Source organism: Mangrovibacter sp. MFB070 (assembly GCF_000705335.1).
GTDB classification, from domain to species: Bacteria; Pseudomonadota; Gammaproteobacteria; order Enterobacterales; family Enterobacteriaceae; genus Mangrovibacter; species Mangrovibacter plantisponsor.
The window spans coordinates 1-20,153 of sequence record NZ_JJMI01000050.1; the positions used below are offsets into that span (position 1 = coordinate 1).

Annotated in this window: 20 protein-coding genes; 12 read left to right on the plus strand and 8 right to left on the minus strand. The window is 49.7% G+C overall.

Annotated elements, in window-relative coordinates:
- The first annotated feature begins 618 nt into the window (after positions 1-618).
- The 10 genes from DT73_RS21040 (at position 619) to mglC (ending at position 10,832) form a co-directional block, all read left to right on the plus strand.
- A complete protein-coding gene (locus DT73_RS21040; RefSeq protein ID WP_369792668.1) occupies positions 619-1,686 on the plus strand; it encodes a FecCD family ABC transporter permease in 1,068 nt (355 codons plus the stop codon).
- Positions 1,683-2,471: an ABC transporter ATP-binding protein gene (locus DT73_RS21045; protein ID WP_152552557.1), complete on the plus strand. Its 789-nt coding sequence runs from the start codon at positions 1,683-1,685 to the stop codon at positions 2,469-2,471. The genes DT73_RS21040 and DT73_RS21045 overlap by 4 nt, the downstream gene beginning before the upstream one ends.
- 224 nt (positions 2,472-2,695) lie before the next feature.
- Positions 2,696-3,100 (plus strand): RcnB family protein, encoded by a 405-nt coding sequence (locus tag DT73_RS21050; RefSeq protein WP_036114730.1) that lies wholly within the window; start codon positions 2,696-2,698, stop codon positions 3,098-3,100.
- A gap of 38 nt (positions 3,101-3,138) precedes the next feature.
- Positions 3,139-3,489 (plus strand): hypothetical protein, encoded by a 351-nt coding sequence (locus DT73_RS21055; protein ID WP_036114735.1) that lies wholly within the window; start codon positions 3,139-3,141, stop codon positions 3,487-3,489.
- A gap of 280 nt (positions 3,490-3,769) precedes the next feature.
- Entirely contained in the window at positions 3,770-4,438 is a 669-nt protein-coding gene (gene folE, locus DT73_RS21060; protein WP_036114737.1) for a GTP cyclohydrolase I FolE, read from the plus strand.
- Positions 4,439-4,461: 23 nt separating this feature from the next.
- Entirely contained in the window at positions 4,462-5,619 is a 1,158-nt protein-coding gene (gene yeiB / locus DT73_RS21065) for a DUF418 domain-containing protein YeiB (protein WP_036114739.1), read from the plus strand.
- A 155-nt stretch (positions 5,620-5,774) separates the two neighbouring features.
- Positions 5,775-6,776, plus strand: a complete 1,002-nt coding sequence (gene galS, locus DT73_RS21070) for an HTH-type transcriptional regulator GalS (protein ID WP_036114741.1) — start codon at positions 5,775-5,777, stop codon at positions 6,774-6,776.
- 308 nt (positions 6,777-7,084) lie between these two features.
- Positions 7,085-8,080 (plus strand): galactose/glucose ABC transporter substrate-binding protein MglB, encoded by a 996-nt coding sequence (gene mglB, locus DT73_RS21075; RefSeq protein WP_036114744.1) that lies wholly within the window; start codon positions 7,085-7,087, stop codon positions 8,078-8,080.
- Between the two features lie 205 nt (positions 8,081-8,285).
- Positions 8,286-9,806, plus strand: a complete 1,521-nt coding sequence (mglA, locus tag DT73_RS21080; RefSeq protein ID WP_036114747.1) for a galactose/methyl galactoside ABC transporter ATP-binding protein MglA — start codon at positions 8,286-8,288, stop codon at positions 9,804-9,806.
- Between the two features lie 15 nt (positions 9,807-9,821).
- Positions 9,822-10,832: a galactose/methyl galactoside ABC transporter permease MglC gene (gene mglC / locus DT73_RS21085; protein ID WP_036114750.1), complete on the plus strand. Its 1,011-nt coding sequence runs from the start codon at positions 9,822-9,824 to the stop codon at positions 10,830-10,832.
- A 113-nt stretch (positions 10,833-10,945) separates the two neighbouring features.
- On the opposite strand, the gene sanA is transcribed toward mglC, so the two are convergent.
- The 7 genes from sanA to DT73_RS21120 form a co-directional block, all read right to left on the minus strand.
- A complete protein-coding gene (sanA, locus tag DT73_RS21090; RefSeq protein WP_036115291.1) occupies positions 10,946-11,692 on the minus strand; it encodes an outer membrane permeability protein SanA in 747 nt (248 codons plus the stop codon).
- Between the two features lie 115 nt (positions 11,693-11,807).
- On the minus strand, positions 11,808-12,692 hold the full coding sequence (gene cdd, locus DT73_RS21095; RefSeq protein WP_036114753.1) for a cytidine deaminase: 885 nt from the start codon (positions 12,690-12,692) through the stop codon (positions 11,808-11,810).
- Positions 12,693-12,823: 131 nt separating this feature from the next.
- Entirely contained in the window at positions 12,824-13,516 is a 693-nt protein-coding gene (locus DT73_RS21100) for a CidB/LrgB family autolysis modulator (RefSeq protein WP_036114758.1), read from the minus strand.
- Entirely contained in the window at positions 13,513-13,914 is a 402-nt protein-coding gene (locus DT73_RS21105) for a CidA/LrgA family protein (RefSeq protein ID WP_036114761.1), read from the minus strand. The genes DT73_RS21100 and DT73_RS21105 overlap by 4 nt, the downstream gene beginning before the upstream one ends.
- A 352-nt stretch (positions 13,915-14,266) precedes the next feature.
- On the minus strand, positions 14,267-15,247 hold the full coding sequence (locus DT73_RS21110) for an NAD(P)H-quinone oxidoreductase (protein ID WP_036114764.1): 981 nt from the start codon (positions 15,245-15,247) through the stop codon (positions 14,267-14,269).
- 73 nt (positions 15,248-15,320) lie between these two features.
- Positions 15,321-15,659 carry a carboxymuconolactone decarboxylase family protein gene (locus tag DT73_RS21115; RefSeq protein WP_036114767.1) on the minus strand — a complete coding sequence of 113 codons (339 nt, stop codon included), beginning with the start codon at positions 15,657-15,659 and terminating at the stop codon, positions 15,321-15,323.
- A 41-nt stretch (positions 15,660-15,700) separates the two neighbouring features.
- Entirely contained in the window at positions 15,701-17,140 is a 1,440-nt protein-coding gene (locus DT73_RS21120; protein ID WP_036114770.1) for an NAD-dependent succinate-semialdehyde dehydrogenase, read from the minus strand.
- Between the two features lie 120 nt (positions 17,141-17,260).
- Here DT73_RS21120 and DT73_RS21125 point away from each other — a divergent pair, with 120 nt between their 5' ends.
- The gene (locus DT73_RS21125) at positions 17,261-18,202 is read left to right on the plus strand and encodes a LysR family transcriptional regulator (protein ID WP_036114775.1); all 942 of its coding nucleotides are present in this window, start codon (positions 17,261-17,263) and stop codon (positions 18,200-18,202) included.
- A 150-nt stretch (positions 18,203-18,352) separates the two neighbouring features.
- Positions 18,353-18,706, plus strand: coding sequence for a hypothetical protein (locus tag DT73_RS21130; protein ID WP_036114777.1), 354 nt, complete (start codon positions 18,353-18,355; stop codon positions 18,704-18,706).
- A 144-nt stretch (positions 18,707-18,850) separates the two neighbouring features.
- Here the strand turns inward: DT73_RS21130 and DT73_RS21135 are convergent, their stop codons facing one another.
- Entirely contained in the window at positions 18,851-19,741 is an 891-nt protein-coding gene (locus tag DT73_RS21135) for a VirK/YbjX family protein (RefSeq protein WP_160173987.1), read from the minus strand.
- Positions 19,742-20,153: the final 412 nt, after the last annotated feature.

Genomic DNA, 20,153 nt, shown 5'->3' on the forward strand with positions numbered 1-20,153 from the left:
CTCGACTCGGCATCCATGCCTCGGTTCGCCTTATTCCGCCATCCGGGCGGAATAACCTTGTCTTCCTTTCTGCGGTTCACCGGTCTTACGCGACTCAACCCTCGCTGTGAATAGCGGGGCTTTTTGTGTGGTTTGGTGTGGCTGGCACGGCGCGCAATTTGCTCAATACTGGCATAGTGGGCAGCGCAACTGCTGCAATTTTGTTCCCGGTCAGGGAAAACTTACACAATATGTGTTGTTTTTACGTGTATGCGTTGATTTATAACGTCTGCGCGTGTAAAAAATGAGGTTTTTATAACTATAGAATTGATAAGAATTATCATTTGTCTTATCGTTGGCGGGCATATATGCCTGCGCTCGTATTTATTTTGCCTGGTAGTCTCGCTGTGAGCCCTTGTTTACAGCAAGGCAGCATACAAACACTTACGGACGTACCCTGGACAGTGCCTGTATCGGTCTCAACATTCTGTATTGTTGTAGCTGGCGTGTAGCCAGTATGAATAGTTGTTGCCTGTGCGGGTGTTTAACCTGAGAGCCTGGTGGCGCGAGCTGGCAGGCGTTTAATGATGAGCATGACGCCGTAAAGGTTTAGATGTAATGAGTGTAACCTCCGAATCAATGTCACAGTCAACGTCGCAATCATCATCTGCCAACAACGTGATGGGTCGCTACCAGAAGGTGCTGTACCACCGTTACTGGTTACTTGGCGTAATTATTCTTGCCATTCTGGCGTCGCTGCTACTGGATTTTACCCTTGGCCCTTCAGGTTTATCACTGAGTACGCTGTGGCATACGTTGATTGACCCATCCAGTGCTAACCCGGGAACCCGGGTGATTGTCTGGGATATCCGCCTGCCTTATGCACTTATGGCGGTAATGGTGGGGATGGCGCTGGGCCTGGCCGGGGCAGAGATGCAGACCATTCTCAATAACCCGCTTGCCAGCCCGTTTACTCTAGGTGTCTCTTCTGCAGCGGCATTTGGTGCAGCGCTGGCTATCGTCCTGGGTATTGGTATACCCGGCGTGCCTGACCAGTGGTTTATCTCGGCCAATGCCTTTGTTTTCGCGTTAATCGCAGCCTTGTTGCTTGATGCCATCACCCGCTGGACACAAGTCGCGACATCAGGTGTGGTGCTGTTTGGTATTGCACTGGTGTTTACCTTTAATGCGCTGGTTTCTATGTTGCAGTTTGTTGCCAGCGAAGATACGTTGCAGGGGCTGGTTTTCTGGACTATGGGCAGCCTGGCAAGAGCTTCCTGGGACAAACTGGGTGTGCTGGCGCTGGCTTTTGCGGTTATTTTGCCACTTTCAATGATGAGTTCGTGGAAGCTTACCGCACTGCGCCTGGGTGAAGACCGTGCAGTCAGCTTCGGTATTGACGTGCGCCGCCTGCGCCTGGCGACTTTACTGCGTATCAGTATTCTTTCTGCGTTATCAGTGGCGTTTGTCGGCCCGATTGGTTTTATCGGCCTTGTCGCTCCCCATATTGCCCGCCTGACATTTGGTGAAGACCACCGTTTTTACTTGCCGGGTAGTGTGCTAATTGGTGCACTGGTGTTGTCGATGGCATCTGTTGCTTCGAAAAATATCATTCCTGGCGTCATCATCCCGGTAGGTATCGTGACATCTTTGGTAGGGGTGCCTTTCTTCCTGAGTATTATTTTGCGCCACCGGGGGAGCGTATAATGAGTGGCTTAGTTATTCGCGAGTTTCATGCCGGTTACCCGAAACGCCAGATTATCAGTGATCTGAATGTTGGGCCGTTACCCCGTGGTAAAATCACCGTGTTACTTGGCCCCAATGGCTGTGGTAAATCCACGCTGATGCGTTCGCTGGCCGGGCTGAATAAAGCACAGGGCCAGTTGGTGCTGGGCGGTGAAGACCTGGTGGCACTGCCTTTTGCGAAACGGGCAGAGAAAGTGGTTTATTTACCACAAAGTTTACCGGCGGGTGTTCACCTGCATGTTCTGGAATCAATAATCGTTGCACAGCGTGCGTCTGGCGGCCATGCCAATGCATCCCATGAGCAGGAAGTAATGAGCCTGCTTGAGCAACTGGGCATTTCACACCTGGCGATGAGCTACCTGGACCAACTCTCTGGCGGGCAAAAACAGCTGGTTGGCCTTGCCCAGTCATTGATCCGCCGCCCGGAATTATTGTTGCTCGATGAACCGCTCAGTGCGCTAGATCTCAATTACCAGTTCCACGTAATGGATTTGGTAGCCCGTGAAACCCGCAAGCGCAATATGATAACGGTAGTAGTGGTGCATGATATCAATATCGCCCTGCGCCATGGTGAACATGTGCTGATGCTGAAAAACGGCAAGCTGGTTGCCAGCGGTGAACCTGCAGCAGTCATTACGGCTGAGAGCCTGGCGGAAGTCTATGGGGTGAAAGGGCGTATAGAACGCTGCTCGCGTGGCACACCTCAGGTGGTTATCGACGGGCTGACGACTTCACTGGAAATGTAACCCCTCCAGTCTGTTCAGGCAGGGTGACCTGCCTGAATGGATATTCTCTGCTATTAATCATTACTCATCGAAAGCATGATGTTATACCGATTCTGTTACGTATCAGAATAATCTGCTGAGTAATAAACCATTCTTCCAGGAATTCTCCGACATTACCGCTTTTTCACATTTTCTCCACTGTTGGCTTGTAAAACTAAGTCATCCATAAGGAGAAGAGGTGACTTATGAAAAAACTGACTGCATTAGTACTGGTAGCTGCATGTTCCATGACTTCACTAGCCTGGGCTGATGGCCATGGGCCGGATAACCAGGGGCAACAACCCTGGCAGGAACAGCAAGGGCACGGGCAGCAAGGCCAGCCACAGGATCATGGCAAAAATCATTATGACCCTAAAAAAATGCATCAGGGCGATCACTTTGCATGGAATGGGCATGACTTCCGGCGCGGGCATCCGGCACCGGATCGCTTCAGAGGCGATGACTATCGTGTGAATGACTGGCGTGACCGTGGTTTACCTAACCCGCCATCAGGGCAACACTGGGCTTATATTGACGGTAACTATGTCCTGATTGCTGCGGCAACCGGTGTGATTACTTCCATCATTCTGAATAGTGCATTGCATCACTAATGCATTGGCGCAGCGTGCGCCTGTAAGGAGTTTTGGGTATGAAAAAAACGTACCAGGCTTTGGTTGCTGTTTGCCTGATGGCTGCGGGAGCTACTGCTTTTGCGGCGCAACAGGAAACCGCAAAACATCCTCATCATGAAGGCCAAAAAATGATGGTTCCTGGTGGGCATGGGCAGTTTATGCCCCCAATGATGATGCCACCTGTTTACCAGTCTTCAATGCAAACGTCAGACCCTGCAGAAGCACTGAAAAAACTGACAGGTGATGTACCTGCGCTGGAGAAAGGCAAACGCTATGATGTGCGCATTGAAGTGCGTGAATTACCACCACTACCTTCAGTGCCAGCACCTGCTGCGAAAGAAAAACCGGCAGAGCAACCGGCAGGTTAACAGGGTGTTGCCCGTTGATTATTACCTGAAGCCAGCACTTGCGCTGGCTTTTTTTATTTCGCTGGTTGTGAAATTTGAATCCAGATACAGCCAGAGCAATATCCTTTTTTCTTTCGCTCCGCCAGCCAATAACGTCATCGTGTTTTCTTCTGGTGCATGGCTGTACCTATTTCAACAATAATCCGTCATGGTACTGGATTAAACATGCGCAGTGCCGCAAAATAAGCATAAACTTTACCCCACGCAGGGTAAGGAACGAGACACCTGCAGGAGAAATTTGATGCCATCATTCAGTAAAGAAGCCGCCCAGGTCCACGATGCTCTGGTTGCCAGGGGGCTGGAAACACCGTTACGCCAACCTGCCGAGCAACTGGATAACGAAACTCGCAAAGCACGTATTGCCGAACATATGACAGGCATCATGCAACTCATGAATCTGGATTTGAGTGATGACAGCCTGATGGAAACACCTCATCGCATTGCCAAAATGTATGTCGATGAGATCTTTTCTGGTCTGGATTACGCAAATTTCCCTAAAATCACTGTCATTGAAAATAAAATGAAAGTGGATGAAATGGTAACAGTACGTGATATTACGCTCACCAGTACCTGTGAACACCATTTCGTGACTATTGATGGCAAAGCTACCGTAGCTTATATTCCAAAAGATGCGGTGATTGGTTTGTCTAAAATTAACCGTATTGTGCAGTTCTTTGCTCAGCGCCCACAGGTTCAGGAACGTCTGACTCAGCAAATATTAGTGGCACTGCAAACTTTGTTGGGGACCAATAATGTTGCTGTATCAATTGATGCGGTGCATTACTGTGTAAAAGCACGCGGTATTCGTGATGCAACCAGCGCGACCACCACTACATCGTTGGGCGGGTTATTCAAATCGAGCCAGAATACCCGGCAGGAGTTTTTACGCGCAGTGCGTCACCATAACTAAATTTAACTGCCAGGCAGGATGCAATGGAAAGAAACCTTACGCTCGATTTCATTCGCGGCGTTGCCATTCTGGGCATCCTGCTTCTCAATATAGTGGCCTTTGGTTTACCCAAGGCTGCTTATCTTAATCCCGCCTGGTCAGGCAGTGTTTCATTAAGTGATGCCTGGACATGGGCCATACTGGACCTCTTTGCCCAGGTTAAATTCCTTACGCTATTTGCCTTGTTGTTCGGCGCAGGGCTGCAAATGTTGCTGCCGCGTGGTAAACGCTGGATTCAGTCCCGCCTGACTTTGCTGGTCATGCTGGGGTTTTGTCATGCGGTATTTTTATGGGATGGCGATATTCTTCTGGCATACGGGCTGGTGGGGCTGGTGTGCTGGAGAATGATTCGCGATGCCAGTGGTGTTAAGGCGCTGTTTAATACTGGTATTGTGCTTTATTTAATTGGCCTCGGTGTATTACTGGTGCTGGGGCTGATTTCTGGTGATCACACCAGCCGTTCATGGGTACCAGAAGCAGCACCGCTGCAATATGAAGCCTACTGGAAATTAAAAGGCGGAATGGAAGCTGTCGATAACCGCCTGAGCCTGTTGTCCTCTAACTTATTAGCTATTGGCGCACAATACGGCTGGCAACTGGCAGGCATGATGCTGCTGGGTGCGGCGCTGATGCGCAGTGGCTGGTTACGTGGGCGCTTCAGCCAGTCCCATTACCGGCGTACAGGTATGATTCTGGTGGGGCTGGGGTTATTAATTAACGCGCCTGCTGTGTTTGCGCAATGGCATTTAGGCTGGCAATACCGGTGGTGTGCTTTCTTGTTACAGTCGCCGCGTGAATTAAGTGCCCCACTGCAGTCTATTGGTTATGCATCACTCATTTTTGGTTACTGGCGCACAATGGCTTCCTGGCGCATCACCATCGCTATTGCCTGTGTTGGCCGGATGGCACTGACAAACTACCTGTTGCAAACGGTTATTTGCACCACACTGTTTGAGAGAGCGGGTCTGTTTATGCATTTCAGCCGGTTACAACTACTGGCATTTGTGCCTGCGGTGTGGCTGGTGAATATTGTGCTGTCTGTTTGCTGGTTGCACTTTTTCCGCCAGGGGCCACTGGAGTGGGTGTGGCGTAAGCTGACGTCACTGGCTACTGGTACGCCTGTTTCATCTACAACCAGATAACGATCCAGATCACAATCATTAACATATCTGCTGTAACCGCTTTCATCCCTGTGATTTTCCTCACGCTGTGTTAACTCACTCGCTGACAAAATAACCGCCACGCCGCAGGTAACGCGGCGACAACAATTTCAAATACCTCTGCCTGGATGATTTGCATGGTCACGATTCGCGATGTAGCCCGTTACGCGGGTGTTTCCGTTGCCACAGTTTCACGCGTCCTCAACAACAGTGCGCTGGTGAGCCCTGATACCCGTGATGCAGTCATGAAAGCAGTGACGCAGCTTGGCTATCGGCCCAATGCCAACGCACAGGCACTGGCGACTCAGGTCAGTGACACCATTGGTGTGGTGGTAATGGATGTTTCCGACCCATTTTTTGGCGCGCTGGTTAAAGCTGTAGATGGTGTTGCCCAGGCGAATCATAAATATGTGCTGGTGGGTAACAGTTACCATGAAGCAGAGAAAGAGCGGCACGCCATTGAGGTACTGATCCGCCAGCGTTGTAATGCGCTGATAGTCCATGCCAAAGCGTTATCTGACCAGGAGATGGCACTGTTTATGGAACAGGTGCCGGGCATGGTGCTGATTAACCGAATTTTACCCGGTTATGAGTACCGTTGTGTTGGTCTGGATAACGTATCTGGCGCATTAATGGCGACCCGAATGCTGATAGCGCAAGGCCACGAGCGCATTGGTTATCTCAGTTCCAGCCACGGCATTGACGACGATATTCAACGCCGCCAGGGCTGGGCCATGGCGCTGGAAGAGCAGGGGATTTCCGCCCGGGAAAGTTGGGTTGCCCGTGGCACGCCCGATTTACAAGGTGGCGAAGCGGCAATGGTGGAGCTCCTTGGCAGTAACCAACAACTGAGTGCGATTTTTGCTTATAACGACAGTATGGCTGCCGGAGCAATGACTGCCCTCAAAGACAATGGTTTTCATATTCCGCAACAGGTATCTGTGATTGGTTTTGATGACATTCCCGTTGCACGCTATACCGACCCACAACTGACTACGGTGCGTTACCCGATTGCTTCCATGGCCCGCACAGCAACTGAACTCGCGCTACGGGGTGCTGCAGGCACACTTGACCAGTCAGAAACCCACTGTTTTATGCCAACACTGGTTCGTCGTCATTCTGTTTCGCCCAGCCAGTAAACTGTGTACCAGATCACTTCTTTCATAAAGAGTTTGATGTAACCGGTTTCAATCTGTGAGTAAATTCACAGTAAGTTAACATTCCGGTTACTATTATGGCGGTGTTTTAGAGGGTGAAACATAATGTAACTGCATATGAGTGGTTATCGCATAAAAACCCTCTGAACGCTCATAAAAAGCAGTAACGGAGTGTTATATCACATGGATGCGTTAACTTTTTTCCCGAAAAGTCGGCGTGATGTAACATTTTGATTACAAACATCCCGCCTGACTGATTTTCATCGTTACCCTGCAAAACCGGAGATACCATGAATAAGAAGGTGCTTACTCTTTCAGCTGTGATGGCAAGCATGTTGTTTGGCGCAGCTGCAAACGCAGCAACCCGTATTGGCGTCACCATCTATAAATATGATGATAACTTTATGTCTGTGGTGCGTAAGGCAATTGAAAAAGATGGTGCAAGTGCGCCTGATGTTCAGTTGCTGATGAATGACTCGCAGAATGACCAGTCAAAACAGAACGACCAGATTGATGTCTTGTTGGCGAAAGGTGTAAAAGCGCTGGCAATTAACCTGGTTGACCCGGCTGCCGCAGGCACCGTGATTATGAAAGCTCGTTCACAGAACGTGCCGATTGTTTTCTTCAACAAAGAACCCTCCCGTAAAGCGCTGGACAGCTACGATAAAGCCTATTATGTAGGCACAGATTCTAAAGAGTCTGGCATCATTCAGGGTGAACTGATTGCGAAACACTGGGCCGCTAACCCGTCATGGGATCTGAACAAAGATGGCGTAGTGCAGTATGTTCTGCTTAAAGGTGAGCCGGGGCACCCGGATGCCGAAGCACGTACCACTTATGTGGTGAAAACCCTGAACGACAAAGGCCTGAAAACACAGCAACTGGCACTGGACACCGCGATGTGGGATACCGCTCAGGCAAAAGATAAAATGGATGCCTGGCTGTCTGGCCCGAATGCTAACAAAATTGAAGTGGTTATCGCAAACAACGATGCCATGGCAATGGGTGCAGTAGAAGCGCTGAAAGCACACAACAAATCCTCTATTCCGGTATTCGGTGTGGATGCACTGCCTGAAGCCCTGGCGCTGGTTAAATCTGGTGCAATGGCTGGTACGGTACTGAACGATGCCAACAACCAGGCAAAAGCGACTTTCGATCTGGCTCGTAACCTGGCAGACGGCAAAGCACCGGCTGAAGGCACCAGCTGGAAAATTGTCGATAAAATTGTTCGTGTACCTTATGTCGGCGTAGATAAAGACAACTTATCTCAATTCGAAGGTAAGTAATTTAATTCCGGCATTGTTTGTCCTTGCTATTCAGGTTACTGAAAGGTGGCCTGAATAGTACAGGAAATAACAGCTGCAGATTAATACTGTAGCTGTTAGTACAAAATAATGAGCAATAAATACTTTACCCAAAATAATTCATGGTAAACCAGGTTTAATAAACGTGATGCCGTGTTTATTCGTGGGATGTAGCCAGGTGATGACTATGGTCAGCAATAATATACAGCCGTCAGGTGAGTTTTTGTTAGAGATGTCTAACATTAATAAATCATTTCCTGGCGTTAAAGCGCTGGATAATGTGAACCTGAAAGTTCGCCCGCACTCTATTCATGCCCTGATGGGAGAGAATGGTGCAGGGAAATCAACATTATTAAAATGCCTGTTTGGTATTTATAAGAAAGATAGTGGGAGTATTCTTTTTCAGGGAAAAGAAATCGAATTTCACTCCGCAAAAGAAGCCCTGGAAAATGGGATTTCCATGGTTCACCAGGAGTTGAACCTGGTGTTGCAACGTTCAGTTATGGACAACATGTGGCTGGGGCGCTATCCCACCAAAGGTATGTTTGTCGACCAGGATAAAATGTACCAGGATACCAAGGCGATTTTCGAAGAGCTGGATATTGATATTGACCCAAAAGCACGCGTGGGTACGTTATCTGTTTCGCAAATGCAAATGATCGAAATCGCTAAGGCATTTTCCTATGATGCCAAAATTGTCATTATGGACGAGCCCACTTCGTCATTGACAGAAAAAGAAGTTAACCACCTGTTCACCATTATTCGTAAGCTAAAAGAGCGTGGATGCGGAATTGTTTATATTTCTCATAAGATGGAAGAAATTTTCCAGCTGTGTGATGAAATTACTGTACTGCGTGACGGCCAGTGGATTGCGACTCAGCCCCTGGAAGGGCTGGATATGGATAAAATTATCGCCATGATGGTGGGGCGTTCCCTGAGCCAGCGCTTCCCTGAGCGTGAAAATACGCCAGGTGATGTGATTATGGAAGTTCGTAATCTGACTTCGTTACGCCAGCCTTCCATTCGTGATATCTCCTTCGACCTTCACCAGGGGGAGATCCTGGGGATAGCGGGGTTGGTGGGCGCCAAACGTACCGATATTGTCGAAACGTTATTTGGGATCCGCGAAAAATCAGCTGGCACCATTAAGTTACATGGCAAGTCCATTAATAACCATACCGCGAATGAAGCCATTAATAATGGTTTTGCGCTGGTAACCGAAGAACGCCGTTCAACCGGTATTTATGCATATCTGGATATTGGTTTTAACTCGCTGATTTCCAATATTAAGCGTTATAAAAACAAAGTTGGCTTGCTGGATAATTCCCGTATGAAAAGCGATACCCAATGGGTAATCGATGCCATGCGGGTTAAAACACCAGGTCATAAAACCCAAATTGGTTCTTTGTCTGGCGGTAACCAGCAAAAGGTCATTATTGGCCGTTGGTTGTTGACCCAACCTGAAATACTGATGCTTGATGAACCGACGCGTGGAATCGATGTCGGGGCTAAGTTTGAAATTTACCAACTGATGGCTGAGCTGGCGAAAAAAGGGAAGGGGATAATTATTATTTCCTCCGAAATGCCGGAGTTATTAGGGATAACTGACAGGATTCTGGTTATGAGCAATGGGCTCGTTTCCGGCGTTGTTGACACTAAAACCGCCACGCAAAACGAAATCTTGCGTCTTGCGTCTTTGCACCTTTAATCTCAGGGGCTTCTCATGAGTGCGTTAAATAAGAAAAGCTTACTTACCTACCTGAAGGACGGCGGTATTTACGTCGTACTGTTTGTCTTACTGGCTATTATTATTTTCCAGGACCCAACCTTTTTAAGCCTGCTTAACATGAGTAATATTCTGACCCAGTCATCGGTGCGTATTATCATCGCACTGGGTGTGGCCGGGTTGATTGTTACCCAGGGGACAGACCTGTCTGCCGGGCGCCAGGTTGGCCTGGCGGCGGTGATTGCGGCGACCATGCTGCAGGCGATGGATAACGTCAACAAAGTGTTCCCGCACCTGGAAACCATGTCTATTCCACTGGTTATCCTGATTGTCTGCGTGATTGGCGCGGTAATCGGCCTGGTTAACGGCATTATCATTGCTTACCTTAATGTAACGCCGTTTATCACCACTCTGGGTACCATGATTATCGTCTACGGGATCAACTCCCTGTATTACGATTTTGTTGGTGCATCGCCAATTTCCGGTTTTGCACAGCAATTCTCCACCTTTACCCAGGGGTTTGTGCAACTGGGCACATTCCGGTTGTCGTACATTACCTTCTACGCAGCGATAGCCAGTGTTTTTGTCTGGATCCTGTGGAACAAAACCCGCTTTGGTAAAAACATTTTTGCCATCGGCGGTAACCCTGAGGCGGCAAAAGTATCCGGGGTGAATGTTGGCCTGAACCTGCTGATGATCTACGCCTTATCTGGTGTGTTTTACGCCTTCGGTGGGATGCTGGAAGCCGGGCGTATTGGTTCTGCCACCAACAACCTGGGCTTTATGTACGAACTGGACGCCATTGCGGCCTGTGTGGTGGGTGGTGTTTCGTTCAGTGGTGGTGTGGGCACGGTGATTGGTGTGGTGACCGGGGTAATCATCTTTACTGTGATTAACTACGGCCTGACCTATATCGGTATCAACCCTTACTGGCAGTACATTATTAAAGGCGGCATTATTATCTTTGCTGTGGCGCTGGATTCACTGAAATACACCCGCAAGAAATAAGCTGTTCCAACTGAAGAACCGCACCTGTTATTCCTGGTGCGGTTTTTTTGCCTGGTTTCTGGCGCACAGGTAGCTGAGAGAAACTGCGGGCAGGCAAAATAAGCCCCCACACTTTATGGCGTATCAGTCACTTTCTTTTCTGCGGAGCTGGCTTTCTTCTGCAGTTCAAGCAATTGCTCTGGCGTTACAGCGGGGTAGCCCTGATTATCATCAGAAACAACATGAGCCGCCGGAATAGGCACTAATGGCCCCAAAAAACGCGGTTCACGTTTAAAAATAAATAAATCGGCCAGTGCGCCGAGCCGGGCACCGAACTCCCTGAAGCGCACCGACCACATATTTTTCGGGGAAGGAACTGCATAGCACTGTGCCTGAATCCCCATATGCAGCGCAATAAACAGCGCGCGTTCGCAGTGAAAACGCTGGGTGATAATAATAAAATCGTTGGTATCGAATACCTTGCGGGTACGCACTATTGAATCCAGTGTCCGGAACCCGGCGTAATCCAGTACGATATCAGCCGGATCCACACCTGCGGCGATTAAGTCTTTGCGCATGGTCATGGGTTCGTTATAGCTGGTTAATGCGTTATCGCCGCTTAACAACAGGTAGTTTACCTTGCCACTGTTATAGGCATTGAGTGCGCCCTGAATACGGTAGCGGTAATACTGGTTAATAACGCCGGTGCGGTAATATTTGGCCGTACCCAGCACCACTCCCACCTGGCGGTAGGGCAGGTCCTGGATTTCATCATACACGTAGGGCGCTGTTTGCCAGCTTATCCAGCGGTCAAGGGCAAGCGCCGTTATCAGCATTAACCCGGTCAGGACTAACAGACTGTATAACAGACGCTTAAACATAATCAGTAACGCTCGGCTTGCGGTTAAAGTGTTTTCAAGGCTACTTGACCACTCCGTGAAGAGCAAGCTATCCCCGCCTGGTTGCAGCTATTTTGAGCACGCGATGCTCACTTGATCAGGCGAGTGCTACGCAGGTTATCTTCTGGCAACCCAGAGTATTCAGCAGTGAAACCGTGCTGTCATGGTGGCTTATCTGCCCATTGGCACGCTCTGCTATTGCTGCGCAAGCGATATCTTCAGCCCCGTAACCACGCAGGCGCAGCAGGTTCAGGGCAACCTGTAATGGGGGTAAAGACGGGTTAAACGCCGCGTTCTCAGCATAACTTCCGGCAAAGATATTGCCGTCATGGGTTTGCAATGCCACCCCACCTGGAGACTGGCTGTAAGGGCAGTGGCTGCGGTTGGCGGAGGCGATTGCCGCTTGTTCCAGTTCCGTGCCTGTAACCATGAACCCGTGGTTTTCGTTATCCAGCAGCAGTGTGGTGATAGCGAGATCTTTCGGCCCGAAGGCATCCGGCAAGTAATTGCCCAGTGTTGCTGGTGCCCGTTCCGGCAAATGAATTTCCAGCGACAACCCACTGTTGAGTTCATTCATAAACTGGCGGCAGTGCCCACAGGGTGTGTAGTTGACGGTTATTCCGCTCAGGGCCTGTTCCCCACCCATCCATGCATGGCTAATTGCGCTTTGTTCAGCATGAATGGTTTGTTGCATGCTGCTGCCCGGGAACTCCATATTTGCCCCAAACCACAGGGCTCCACTGGCACCCTGCACCACTGCACCCACATTGAAATGCGAAATACCTGTCCAGGCGCAGGCTGCGGCTAAAGGCAGCAATGCAAAAGCCAGGGCGTGCTTATCCATACCGGTTTGTTGTTGCAGGTGCTGTGTTTGCTCCGGGGTCAACATGGCCGGAAAAGCGCTATCGTCCAGTAAAGGTTGCAGGGAAGCACGAAGTGTTACAGGCAGGGCTTCGAAGGCTGAAACAAAACGGGGATGCATAACATGATGCCTTGTATCAGGTTAATGGAACCGTAGTGTACGGTTCTCATCAACCTGAATATGTGATCAGCGTCTAATTATTAATGCAACTCGTGAAATATGTTGCGTATTTTCGAGATTGTGCGCAACTTTTACCCTAAAACTGCCAGAATCACCGGAAAGAGGAACGGAGCAAGCAGCGAAGTAATAATCCCGCAGATAACCAGTGCCAGTGAGCTGAATGCGCCTTCCTGGAAATCCAGTTCTGCACAACGTGCAGTGCCTAACGCATGGGAAGCTGTACCCATAGATAGCCCACGCGAAGCCTTGGTGGTGATGTGCATGGCATTTAACAGAGTATGGCCAAAAACTGCACCCAGAATCCCGACATAGATAACACACACCGCGCTGATTGCCGGCAGCCCGCCAATACTCCCGCCTACAGCCATCGCAATAGGGGTGGTAACGGATTTAGGCAATATAGACGCTGCGATTTGCGGTGTGGCACCCATTAAAAGCGCAATACTGGTGCCGGTTATCATTGCCACCATACTGCCAATAAAGCAGATAGAGATAATCGATTTCCAGCGGGCGCGAATTTGGTGAAGCTGTTCATACAGCGGAAATGCCAGCGCCACGACAGCCGGTTGCAGCCAGTCGTTCAGCATCTTGCTGCCCTGGAAATAGTGCTGGTATTTAATCCCGGTGAGCAGCAGAAAGGGAATAATCACCACCATGGAAACCAGCAGCGGGTTAAGCAGTGGGGTTTTAACCACAGAGCCAAGCTTGCGTGCTGCAAAGAACACCACCAGAGTCAGTGGCAACGACCACCAAATATCACTCATTTCTCTTTAACCTCTTTCTGGCCAACCACTTTACGTTCACCGTGGACCAGGTGAGAACTCCAACTGACAACGACCAGAACAACTATGGTACTGATAGTGCACGACACCACGATGGGGCCGAACTGGGTACGCAGTAAATCGAAATACTGCATAACCCCCACCCCAATGGGCACAAACAGCAATGCCATGTAACGAATAAATAGATGGCAGCCAGGTTTTACCCACTGGGCTGGCAGAATTTGTAATGAAAGCAGCAGGAACAGCAGCAGCATGCCAATGATGGAGCCTGGAATCGTAATAGGGAGCAGTGTGGCAATAAACTGCCCGGCATACAGACAGGCATAAATAAAGAAGAAGGCCCGGCAATATTGCCAGATAATAAGCAATGTATGGCGCATTTAAGTAACCCCTGAATGAATGCATTCATCATACAATTAAAAAAGCTTTTGTGCTATGGATCACACCATGAATTCCGGTTATAGCAACAATGCCTTTTTAGTATGGCTGATACCGGTTGATACCATAGGTGATTGATGCAATCCAGTGTGGTACTGCGGTTGATGGAAAGGGAGTGTACCTGTCAGGGTAACCGGCTGTGTGCTATGTGCAGCAGAATCGGAAGTGTTGATGACAGGTCGTGCTGGCACAGTTTTGTACTGTGCTTTGCGGGCTTGAGATGTTGCCCTGTGAAGGGGGAGAGGAAACGCATTGCTTCCTCCCCCTTGTTTTACCATGCTGCCTGGGTGAGATTTACATGGTTAACACAATTTTACCCACATTCAGGCCGTCTTCCATTCTCTGGTGCGCGGCACTGGCTTCAGCCAGAGGGAACACGCTGTCGATAATTGGGTTTAAACTTTCTTCATTAAACCGGGATAACCAGCGTTCGCGAAAGCGTTGCGACATAGCCTGTTTTACTTCTTGAGAACGGGATTTCATGACGGTTCCCATAATCCGCAAGTGGCGGTACAGCACGCGGTCCAAAGGCAGTTGTGCGTTCTCAATGCCACCCATGATACCAATTTGCACCAGGCGGCCACCAAAGTTGAGGGAGTTAACATTCCGGGCAAGGTAAGGCGCACCAATAAAATCCAGTATCAAATCCACGCCTTTGCCCTCGGTGACACGGGAAACCACGTCGGTAAAATCTTCGTTCTCATAATCAATGGCGTAGTCTGCGCCCAGTTGGTGGACCAGGCCATGCGCTTCTTTTTTGGCTGTTGTCAGCACTGTCGCACCCACGGCATGAGCCAGTTGCACTGCTGCACCACCAACCCCGCCAGCACCTGCGTGCACCAGCACTGTTTCACCAGCCTGCAATTGCCCCAGGTGAATCAGTGCTTCGTTAGCGGTGACAAAGACCTCGGTAATCGCTGCTGCATGGATGTAATCCATTTTCCCCGGGATGGGCATTGCCATCCGGTAGTCTATACGGGCAACTTCAGCATAAGCGCCACCACCAACAATCCCCATTACCCGGTCACCCACTGTGTATCCCCGGACATTTTCCCCTACAGCAATGACATCGCCAGCAATTTCCAGCCCCATAATGGTGGAGTCACCGAAATCGGGGCGGCCATAACCTCCGCGGCGGTGGGTTAAATCTGCTCGGTTCACACCGGCGGCGCGGGTACGCACCAGTAAATCATTCGGGCGAAGTACGGGGTCTGCTGCTTCACCCAGTTTCAGTACACTGGCAGGTCCAAATTCATCAAAGTTTATCGCTTTCATTTTGTTGCCTCTTATCACAAGTCAGAAGATGTTGGGTATGGCCAGCGCAGTGAGAGTGGCTGGCAACCGGGTGTTATTGCGCGTCGTTATCGTTATTGCTGAACGTCGCATTAGCGTAAGCCGATGCCGTAATGGCAGCCGGGAAACCCGCGTAAAACGCCAGGTGAGTGATCACGGCGCTTAGCTCTGTCTGAGTCAGCCCGTTCTCCACGCCGCGCCGTAAGTGGGCCGGTAACTCATTAGCGTGGTTTAACGCCACCAGGCAGGCGATGGTTATCAGGCTACGGTCGCGGGGAGCCAGGTCTGTGTCAGTCCAGACATCGGAATAGAGCGGTTGCTCTACGAAATCCGCCAGTTTGGGTGTAAAAGGGCGGGCTGCTGCTCGTGGGCTGGTAAAGTCGATACTTTTCATGGTCTTTTCCTTTATGTTGTTGTGCGTTGTGTTTATGAGGATCAGGCCTGGCTGATAAATTTATTGGTCAGGTAGTGATGAATGCCTTCGCTGCCGCCTTCTGAACCATGGCCACTCTCTTTCATGCCGCCAAAGGGCAGTTCTGTTGCCACAATGCGGTACTGGTTGATGCCAATCATTCCGGCTTCCAGGCCATCGCCAACATCAAGTGCTGTGCGGGCATCGCGGGTGAATGCATAAGCCGACAAGGCATAAGGCAGGCGGTTGGCCTCTTCCAGCCCGTCTTCCAGCGTGTTAAACGGGCGCAGTACAGCAATCGGGCCAAAAGGCTCTTCATGCATAATGCGGGCGCTCATTGGCACATCAGTAAGTACTGTGGGTTCAAAGAAATAGCCCGGCCGGTTAAGGCGCTTACCGCCAGTCAGCACTGTGGCTCCTTGTTCTACGGCATCGGCAATCAGTTCTGTCATTTTTGCCAGTTGGCGGGGGTTCGCCAGTGGCCCAACCTGAGTTTCGGCAGACATCCCGTCGCCAATTACCAGTTGTTGGGTGGCAGCCACAAAGCGTTCTACAAAGTGCTCATAGGCTCCAGCCTGAATCAGAAAACGAGTGGACGAAATGCACACCTGCCCTGTGCCGCGAAAGCGGTTGGCGGCACCGGCACTCGCTGCGGTTTCAATATCTGCATCTTCAAACACCAGAACCGGCCCATGCCCGCCCAATTCCAGTGTGATGGGTTTCACGCCTGCGGCGGCACGTTCAGAAAGCAACCGGCCTACCGGTACAGAGCCAGTAAAAGCCACTTTACGGATAATCGGCGAGGCAATCAGTTGCGCCGAAACCTGGTCTGGGACCCCAAAGACGATTTGCAACACACCTTTCGGCAACCCGGCATCATCCAGGCAGCGAGCCAGTGCCAGTGCCGTGGCCGGACTTTCTTCGCCAGGCTTAAGAATGACGCTACAACCTGCGGCTAATGCCGCTGACAGTTTGCGTGCCGGGGTAATAGCCGGGAAATTCCACGGGGTAAAGGCAGCGACAGGGCCAATCGCCTGTCTTTTTACCAGTTGCTGAATGCCAGGCCGGTTTGCCGGTACCACCCGGCCATCAATACGCCGGCCTTCTTCTGCAAACCACTCAAAGTAGTCTGCCGCACGCAGAACTTCATCCCGGCTTTCTGCCAGTGGCTTGCCTTCTTCCAGCGTCATTTGGCTGGCAATGTGCTCAGACCGTTCACGCATCAGTGCGGCAGCCTGTTTTAGTACACGAGCACGTTCAGCCGGAACGGTATGGCTCCAGATTTTGAAGCTGTCGCGTGCGGTATTCAGTGCCAGTTCCAGGTCTGCTTTGGTTGCCAGGGGCAAACGGCCCAGCGTTTTTTCGGTTGATGGATTAATGACAGCAACGGTGTCGCGTTCTTCCGCTTCCAGCCAGGTACCGTTGATGAACAGGTAGAGTGAATCGTATGGTGTGGTTTGCATGGTCTTCATCCTCAGATTGATGTTGGCTTGTTTGCCGTTTCGTTGAGAAGAAGAGTATGAAAAGAACCCATGGCTGATAAGATAGGAACTCCCCACAACAGCTATGCAAGAAATGCACAGATGCAATCAGAAAAATTTGCGGAGTTTCTTGGTGTCTTTGTTGATGTTGCACATGAGAGCAGTTTTTCGGGTGCTGCGCGGCGGCGTGGCAAGACACCGTCGTCTGTAGGCCGGCAGATTGATGCCCTCGAAGCCCACCTGGACACCCCACTTTTCTTACGTTCCACGCGCCACCTGACACTGACTGATGCCGGGGAGGCGTTGCTGGTGCGAGCGCGGCAGATCCTCGATTCGCTGGTCGATGTGCAGCAGGAGTTGTCATCAATGAAAGGCGAGGTGACCGGGGTGCTCCGGGTTGCCTGTTACCCAACTTTTGGCAAGCGGTATGTCCTGCCTGTGATGGGGAAGCTGGCTAAACAGTATCCCGATCTCAGCCTGGATTTGGATCTCACTGAGCGTCTGGCGGATCCCGTTGCTGAGCGCCTGGATCTGGTTATTCGCATTGGCGACCTGGCAGACAGCACGCTGATTGGCAGCCGTATTGCGGTACAAACCCGGGTGTTGTGCGCCAGCCCGGATTACCTGAATAAAGCAGGCAGGCCGGTAACCCAGGCTGATATCACCTCACACCGCTTGATTGATAAAATGCATGGCGCGGATTTACTGGGCTGGAGCCATGTGATTGGGCAACCGGTTCGTGGTGTGAGTGTTCAACCACTGTTTGGCTGTGATGATTTTGATGCCATGCGCCTGGCCGCTATTGAAGGGCTGGGGATCGCTTACCTGCCAGACTGGGTGGTCGGGCAGGATATTAACTCAGGTGTTCTGGAACAACTGTTCCCGCAGTGGTCTTCACAACCGCAGGCATCCACCGGGATATATGCCTTGCGCGCGCTTCGCCACCCGCCAGCCAGGGTTACTGTTTTTCTCGATGCACTGCGCGAATTTATTGGCCACCCCTGGGTCTGGCTTGTAGAGCAGAAATCTGTGTCAGAGCGCTAGTGCTGGCTTTTCCGTAACCCTGTGCGTATGGTTATTCCCCCGGGGCTTGTATACTGGTGGCGTTGGTTAACCGCTTTTTTTGGTGCAGTCCCTTGTACGCCATGGTGCTGTACAACCTGAACGCGGGTTTAAATAACGCAAGAGGTAAAGATGAGCAACATTACTCACCAGTCTGGTGTTACCGGTGCTAACCGGGTAACCCGTAAATTGAAGCTCTTTGGTGTGAGCGAAGGGCAGGCCGATGCACTGGTCAGTGAAATCAGGCAATTATCGGGTATGGAAATAGTGGGCTACTCACCGGCCTCTGCAACCTTAACTTTCGTTTATGATGCGGCGCAATGTGGTGTGGATACAGTAGCAAAGGTGCTGAACAGTTTTGGCGCCGGGTTTGCCACCAGCACCTGGAACCGGGTGAAAATGGGTTACTTCCGCTTTACCGACCAGAATATTAAAGACAACGCGGCACACCAGCCTCATTGCTGTAATAAGTCTCCCCGGCTCTGAGTTTTTCCGGTTTATGCGCGACTGTTCCCTTGCTTAACTGTGCTGATGTATGGAATCCGGTTATGCACTGAATTAGTGGCATTGAATCTGGCATGCATCTCTCAATAATAGCCATGAAAAACACATCCCGTATTGAAGGGATGTTTATAGTAGCGGCGTTTGTTTTGGCGAATCGCACAGAAAGTTAGCAGTTAAATTATCAAGTAACACATATCGTTTCTTGTACTCGGACCTTTTCTTGCTTGATACATCGGTAATGTCTTTTCTTTTTATGCTCAGTGGCAGGATGTAATCCTGTTTGGCATTTTTGTGCCCTGATAATGATTCCCAAAAGCCATCGTAATCAGAAATCATCAGGCTATTTTTCTTTCTTTTATAACGACTATTCTGGAATACATGAGTATTGTTGCTGACGGCTAATATTTCGTTACAGCCGAACCGCTGTGCTAACAAACAGACCACCTCAATTAAAATTCTTTTTGGGAATAGCCCATAGCATGATTTTGTTGCCTCTTTGATCAGCTCAGGAGTGCATTGCTTTCCGCCGCCCTGAATCGCGCCAATGAATAAACTGGTATTATTCTCTGTGAAAAGGAAACCAAAGGCACAAGAGGCAAGTATAATTTTACCGCTGGTTTTGAAGTGAACAACCAGTTCACCTTCCCGGCTAAATTTGTTTTCCATTCCTAGTGTGATGGTGTAATTATCTGTTTTCCCATCAATTTTATCTATACAAAGGCCGTCCTTAGAGTAAATTTTCTCTAAATCACTTTTCTTGAGGGAATTAAAAATCAGGCAGCTTCCAGCACAGATTGATTTTAGCTTATCCTTCGTGTTCATGCTGGCTCTCAGATACGGTCTGTGAACCTTGTAAGGTAAAGAAGGTTGGCGTTCTATCAGGGTTTTGGCATTTGGGGTAGCGGCAAGAAAGCTGAGTAACTTGAAGGTTGCTTTCGGTGTAATCAGGGTGCGTAGAATGTATTTCACTCTGTTTGTCTTCGAATCCCAGTATCGGTCATGAATGACTTCATTCATAATGAGTTGCCTGAAGAAAGAGGCCGTAGAAAGAGAAGGTATGTTTTTGGTATTCATTTCTTACCTGAATATTATTTATTTATGGTAATGGTAAGTATTTGTTCGTATATTTCTTATCAATTTCTGCTTAATTGTTTAGTTACCAACGTGAAGTATCAACAGTTCCTAAACAAACTGCATTTTTATGAGGGATGCTTTATCTGATGAAAAATTGTATTGGCTGAATTCAGGTGGATCTGGTGCCTGAGTAGCTCTTCGGGTTTATTTGTGCTGGTGATTTGATTATTACAGTTATGGGGAATAACCGGTGGTTATTTGAAACAATATGTTGGTAATTCTATTTCCCTTGGGTGATTGATAAAACGGGTATTGTTCAAATTACCAGAGGATAAGTTAATTTAACTCACCGGCA

What these genes read in the sequence shown, in the direction of transcription:
- DT73_RS21040 (WP_369792668.1), top strand. Translation starts at nt 619, where the DNA reads ATGTCACAGTCAACGTCGCAATCATCATCTGCCAACAACGTGATGGGT.
- DT73_RS21050 (WP_036114730.1), top strand. Translation starts at nt 2,696, where the DNA reads ATGAAAAAACTGACTGCATTAGTACTGGTAGCTGCATGTTCCATGACT.
- DT73_RS21055 (WP_036114735.1), top strand. Translation starts at nt 3,139, where the DNA reads ATGAAAAAAACGTACCAGGCTTTGGTTGCTGTTTGCCTGATGGCTGCG.
- folE (WP_036114737.1), top strand. Translation starts at nt 3,770, where the DNA reads ATGCCATCATTCAGTAAAGAAGCCGCCCAGGTCCACGATGCTCTGGTT.
- yeiB (WP_036114739.1), top strand. Translation starts at nt 4,462, where the DNA reads ATGGAAAGAAACCTTACGCTCGATTTCATTCGCGGCGTTGCCATTCTG.
- galS (WP_036114741.1), top strand. Translation starts at nt 5,775, where the DNA reads ATGGTCACGATTCGCGATGTAGCCCGTTACGCGGGTGTTTCCGTTGCC.
- mglB (WP_036114744.1), top strand. Translation starts at nt 7,085, where the DNA reads ATGAATAAGAAGGTGCTTACTCTTTCAGCTGTGATGGCAAGCATGTTG.
- mglA (WP_036114747.1), top strand. Translation starts at nt 8,286, where the DNA reads ATGGTCAGCAATAATATACAGCCGTCAGGTGAGTTTTTGTTAGAGATG.
- mglC (WP_036114750.1), top strand. Translation starts at nt 9,822, where the DNA reads ATGAGTGCGTTAAATAAGAAAAGCTTACTTACCTACCTGAAGGACGGC.
- sanA (WP_036115291.1), bottom strand. Translation starts at nt 11,692, where the DNA reads ATGTTTAAGCGTCTGTTATACAGTCTGTTAGTCCTGACCGGGTTAATG.
- cdd (WP_036114753.1), bottom strand. Translation starts at nt 12,692, where the DNA reads ATGCATCCCCGTTTTGTTTCAGCCTTCGAAGCCCTGCCTGTAACACTT.
- DT73_RS21100 (WP_036114758.1), bottom strand. Translation starts at nt 13,516, where the DNA reads ATGAGTGATATTTGGTGGTCGTTGCCACTGACTCTGGTGGTGTTCTTT.
- DT73_RS21105 (WP_036114761.1), bottom strand. Translation starts at nt 13,914, where the DNA reads ATGCGCCATACATTGCTTATTATCTGGCAATATTGCCGGGCCTTCTTC.
- DT73_RS21110 (WP_036114764.1), bottom strand. Translation starts at nt 15,247, where the DNA reads ATGAAAGCGATAAACTTTGATGAATTTGGACCTGCCAGTGTACTGAAA.
- DT73_RS21115 (WP_036114767.1), bottom strand. Translation starts at nt 15,659, where the DNA reads ATGAAAAGTATCGACTTTACCAGCCCACGAGCAGCAGCCCGCCCTTTT.
- DT73_RS21120 (WP_036114770.1), bottom strand. Translation starts at nt 17,140, where the DNA reads ATGCAAACCACACCATACGATTCACTCTACCTGTTCATCAACGGTACC.
- DT73_RS21125 (WP_036114775.1), top strand. Translation starts at nt 17,261, where the DNA reads ATGCAATCAGAAAAATTTGCGGAGTTTCTTGGTGTCTTTGTTGATGTT.
- DT73_RS21130 (WP_036114777.1), top strand. Translation starts at nt 18,353, where the DNA reads ATGAGCAACATTACTCACCAGTCTGGTGTTACCGGTGCTAACCGGGTA.
- DT73_RS21135 (WP_160173987.1), bottom strand. Translation starts at nt 19,741, where the DNA reads ATGAATGAAGTCATTCATGACCGATACTGGGATTCGAAGACAAACAGA.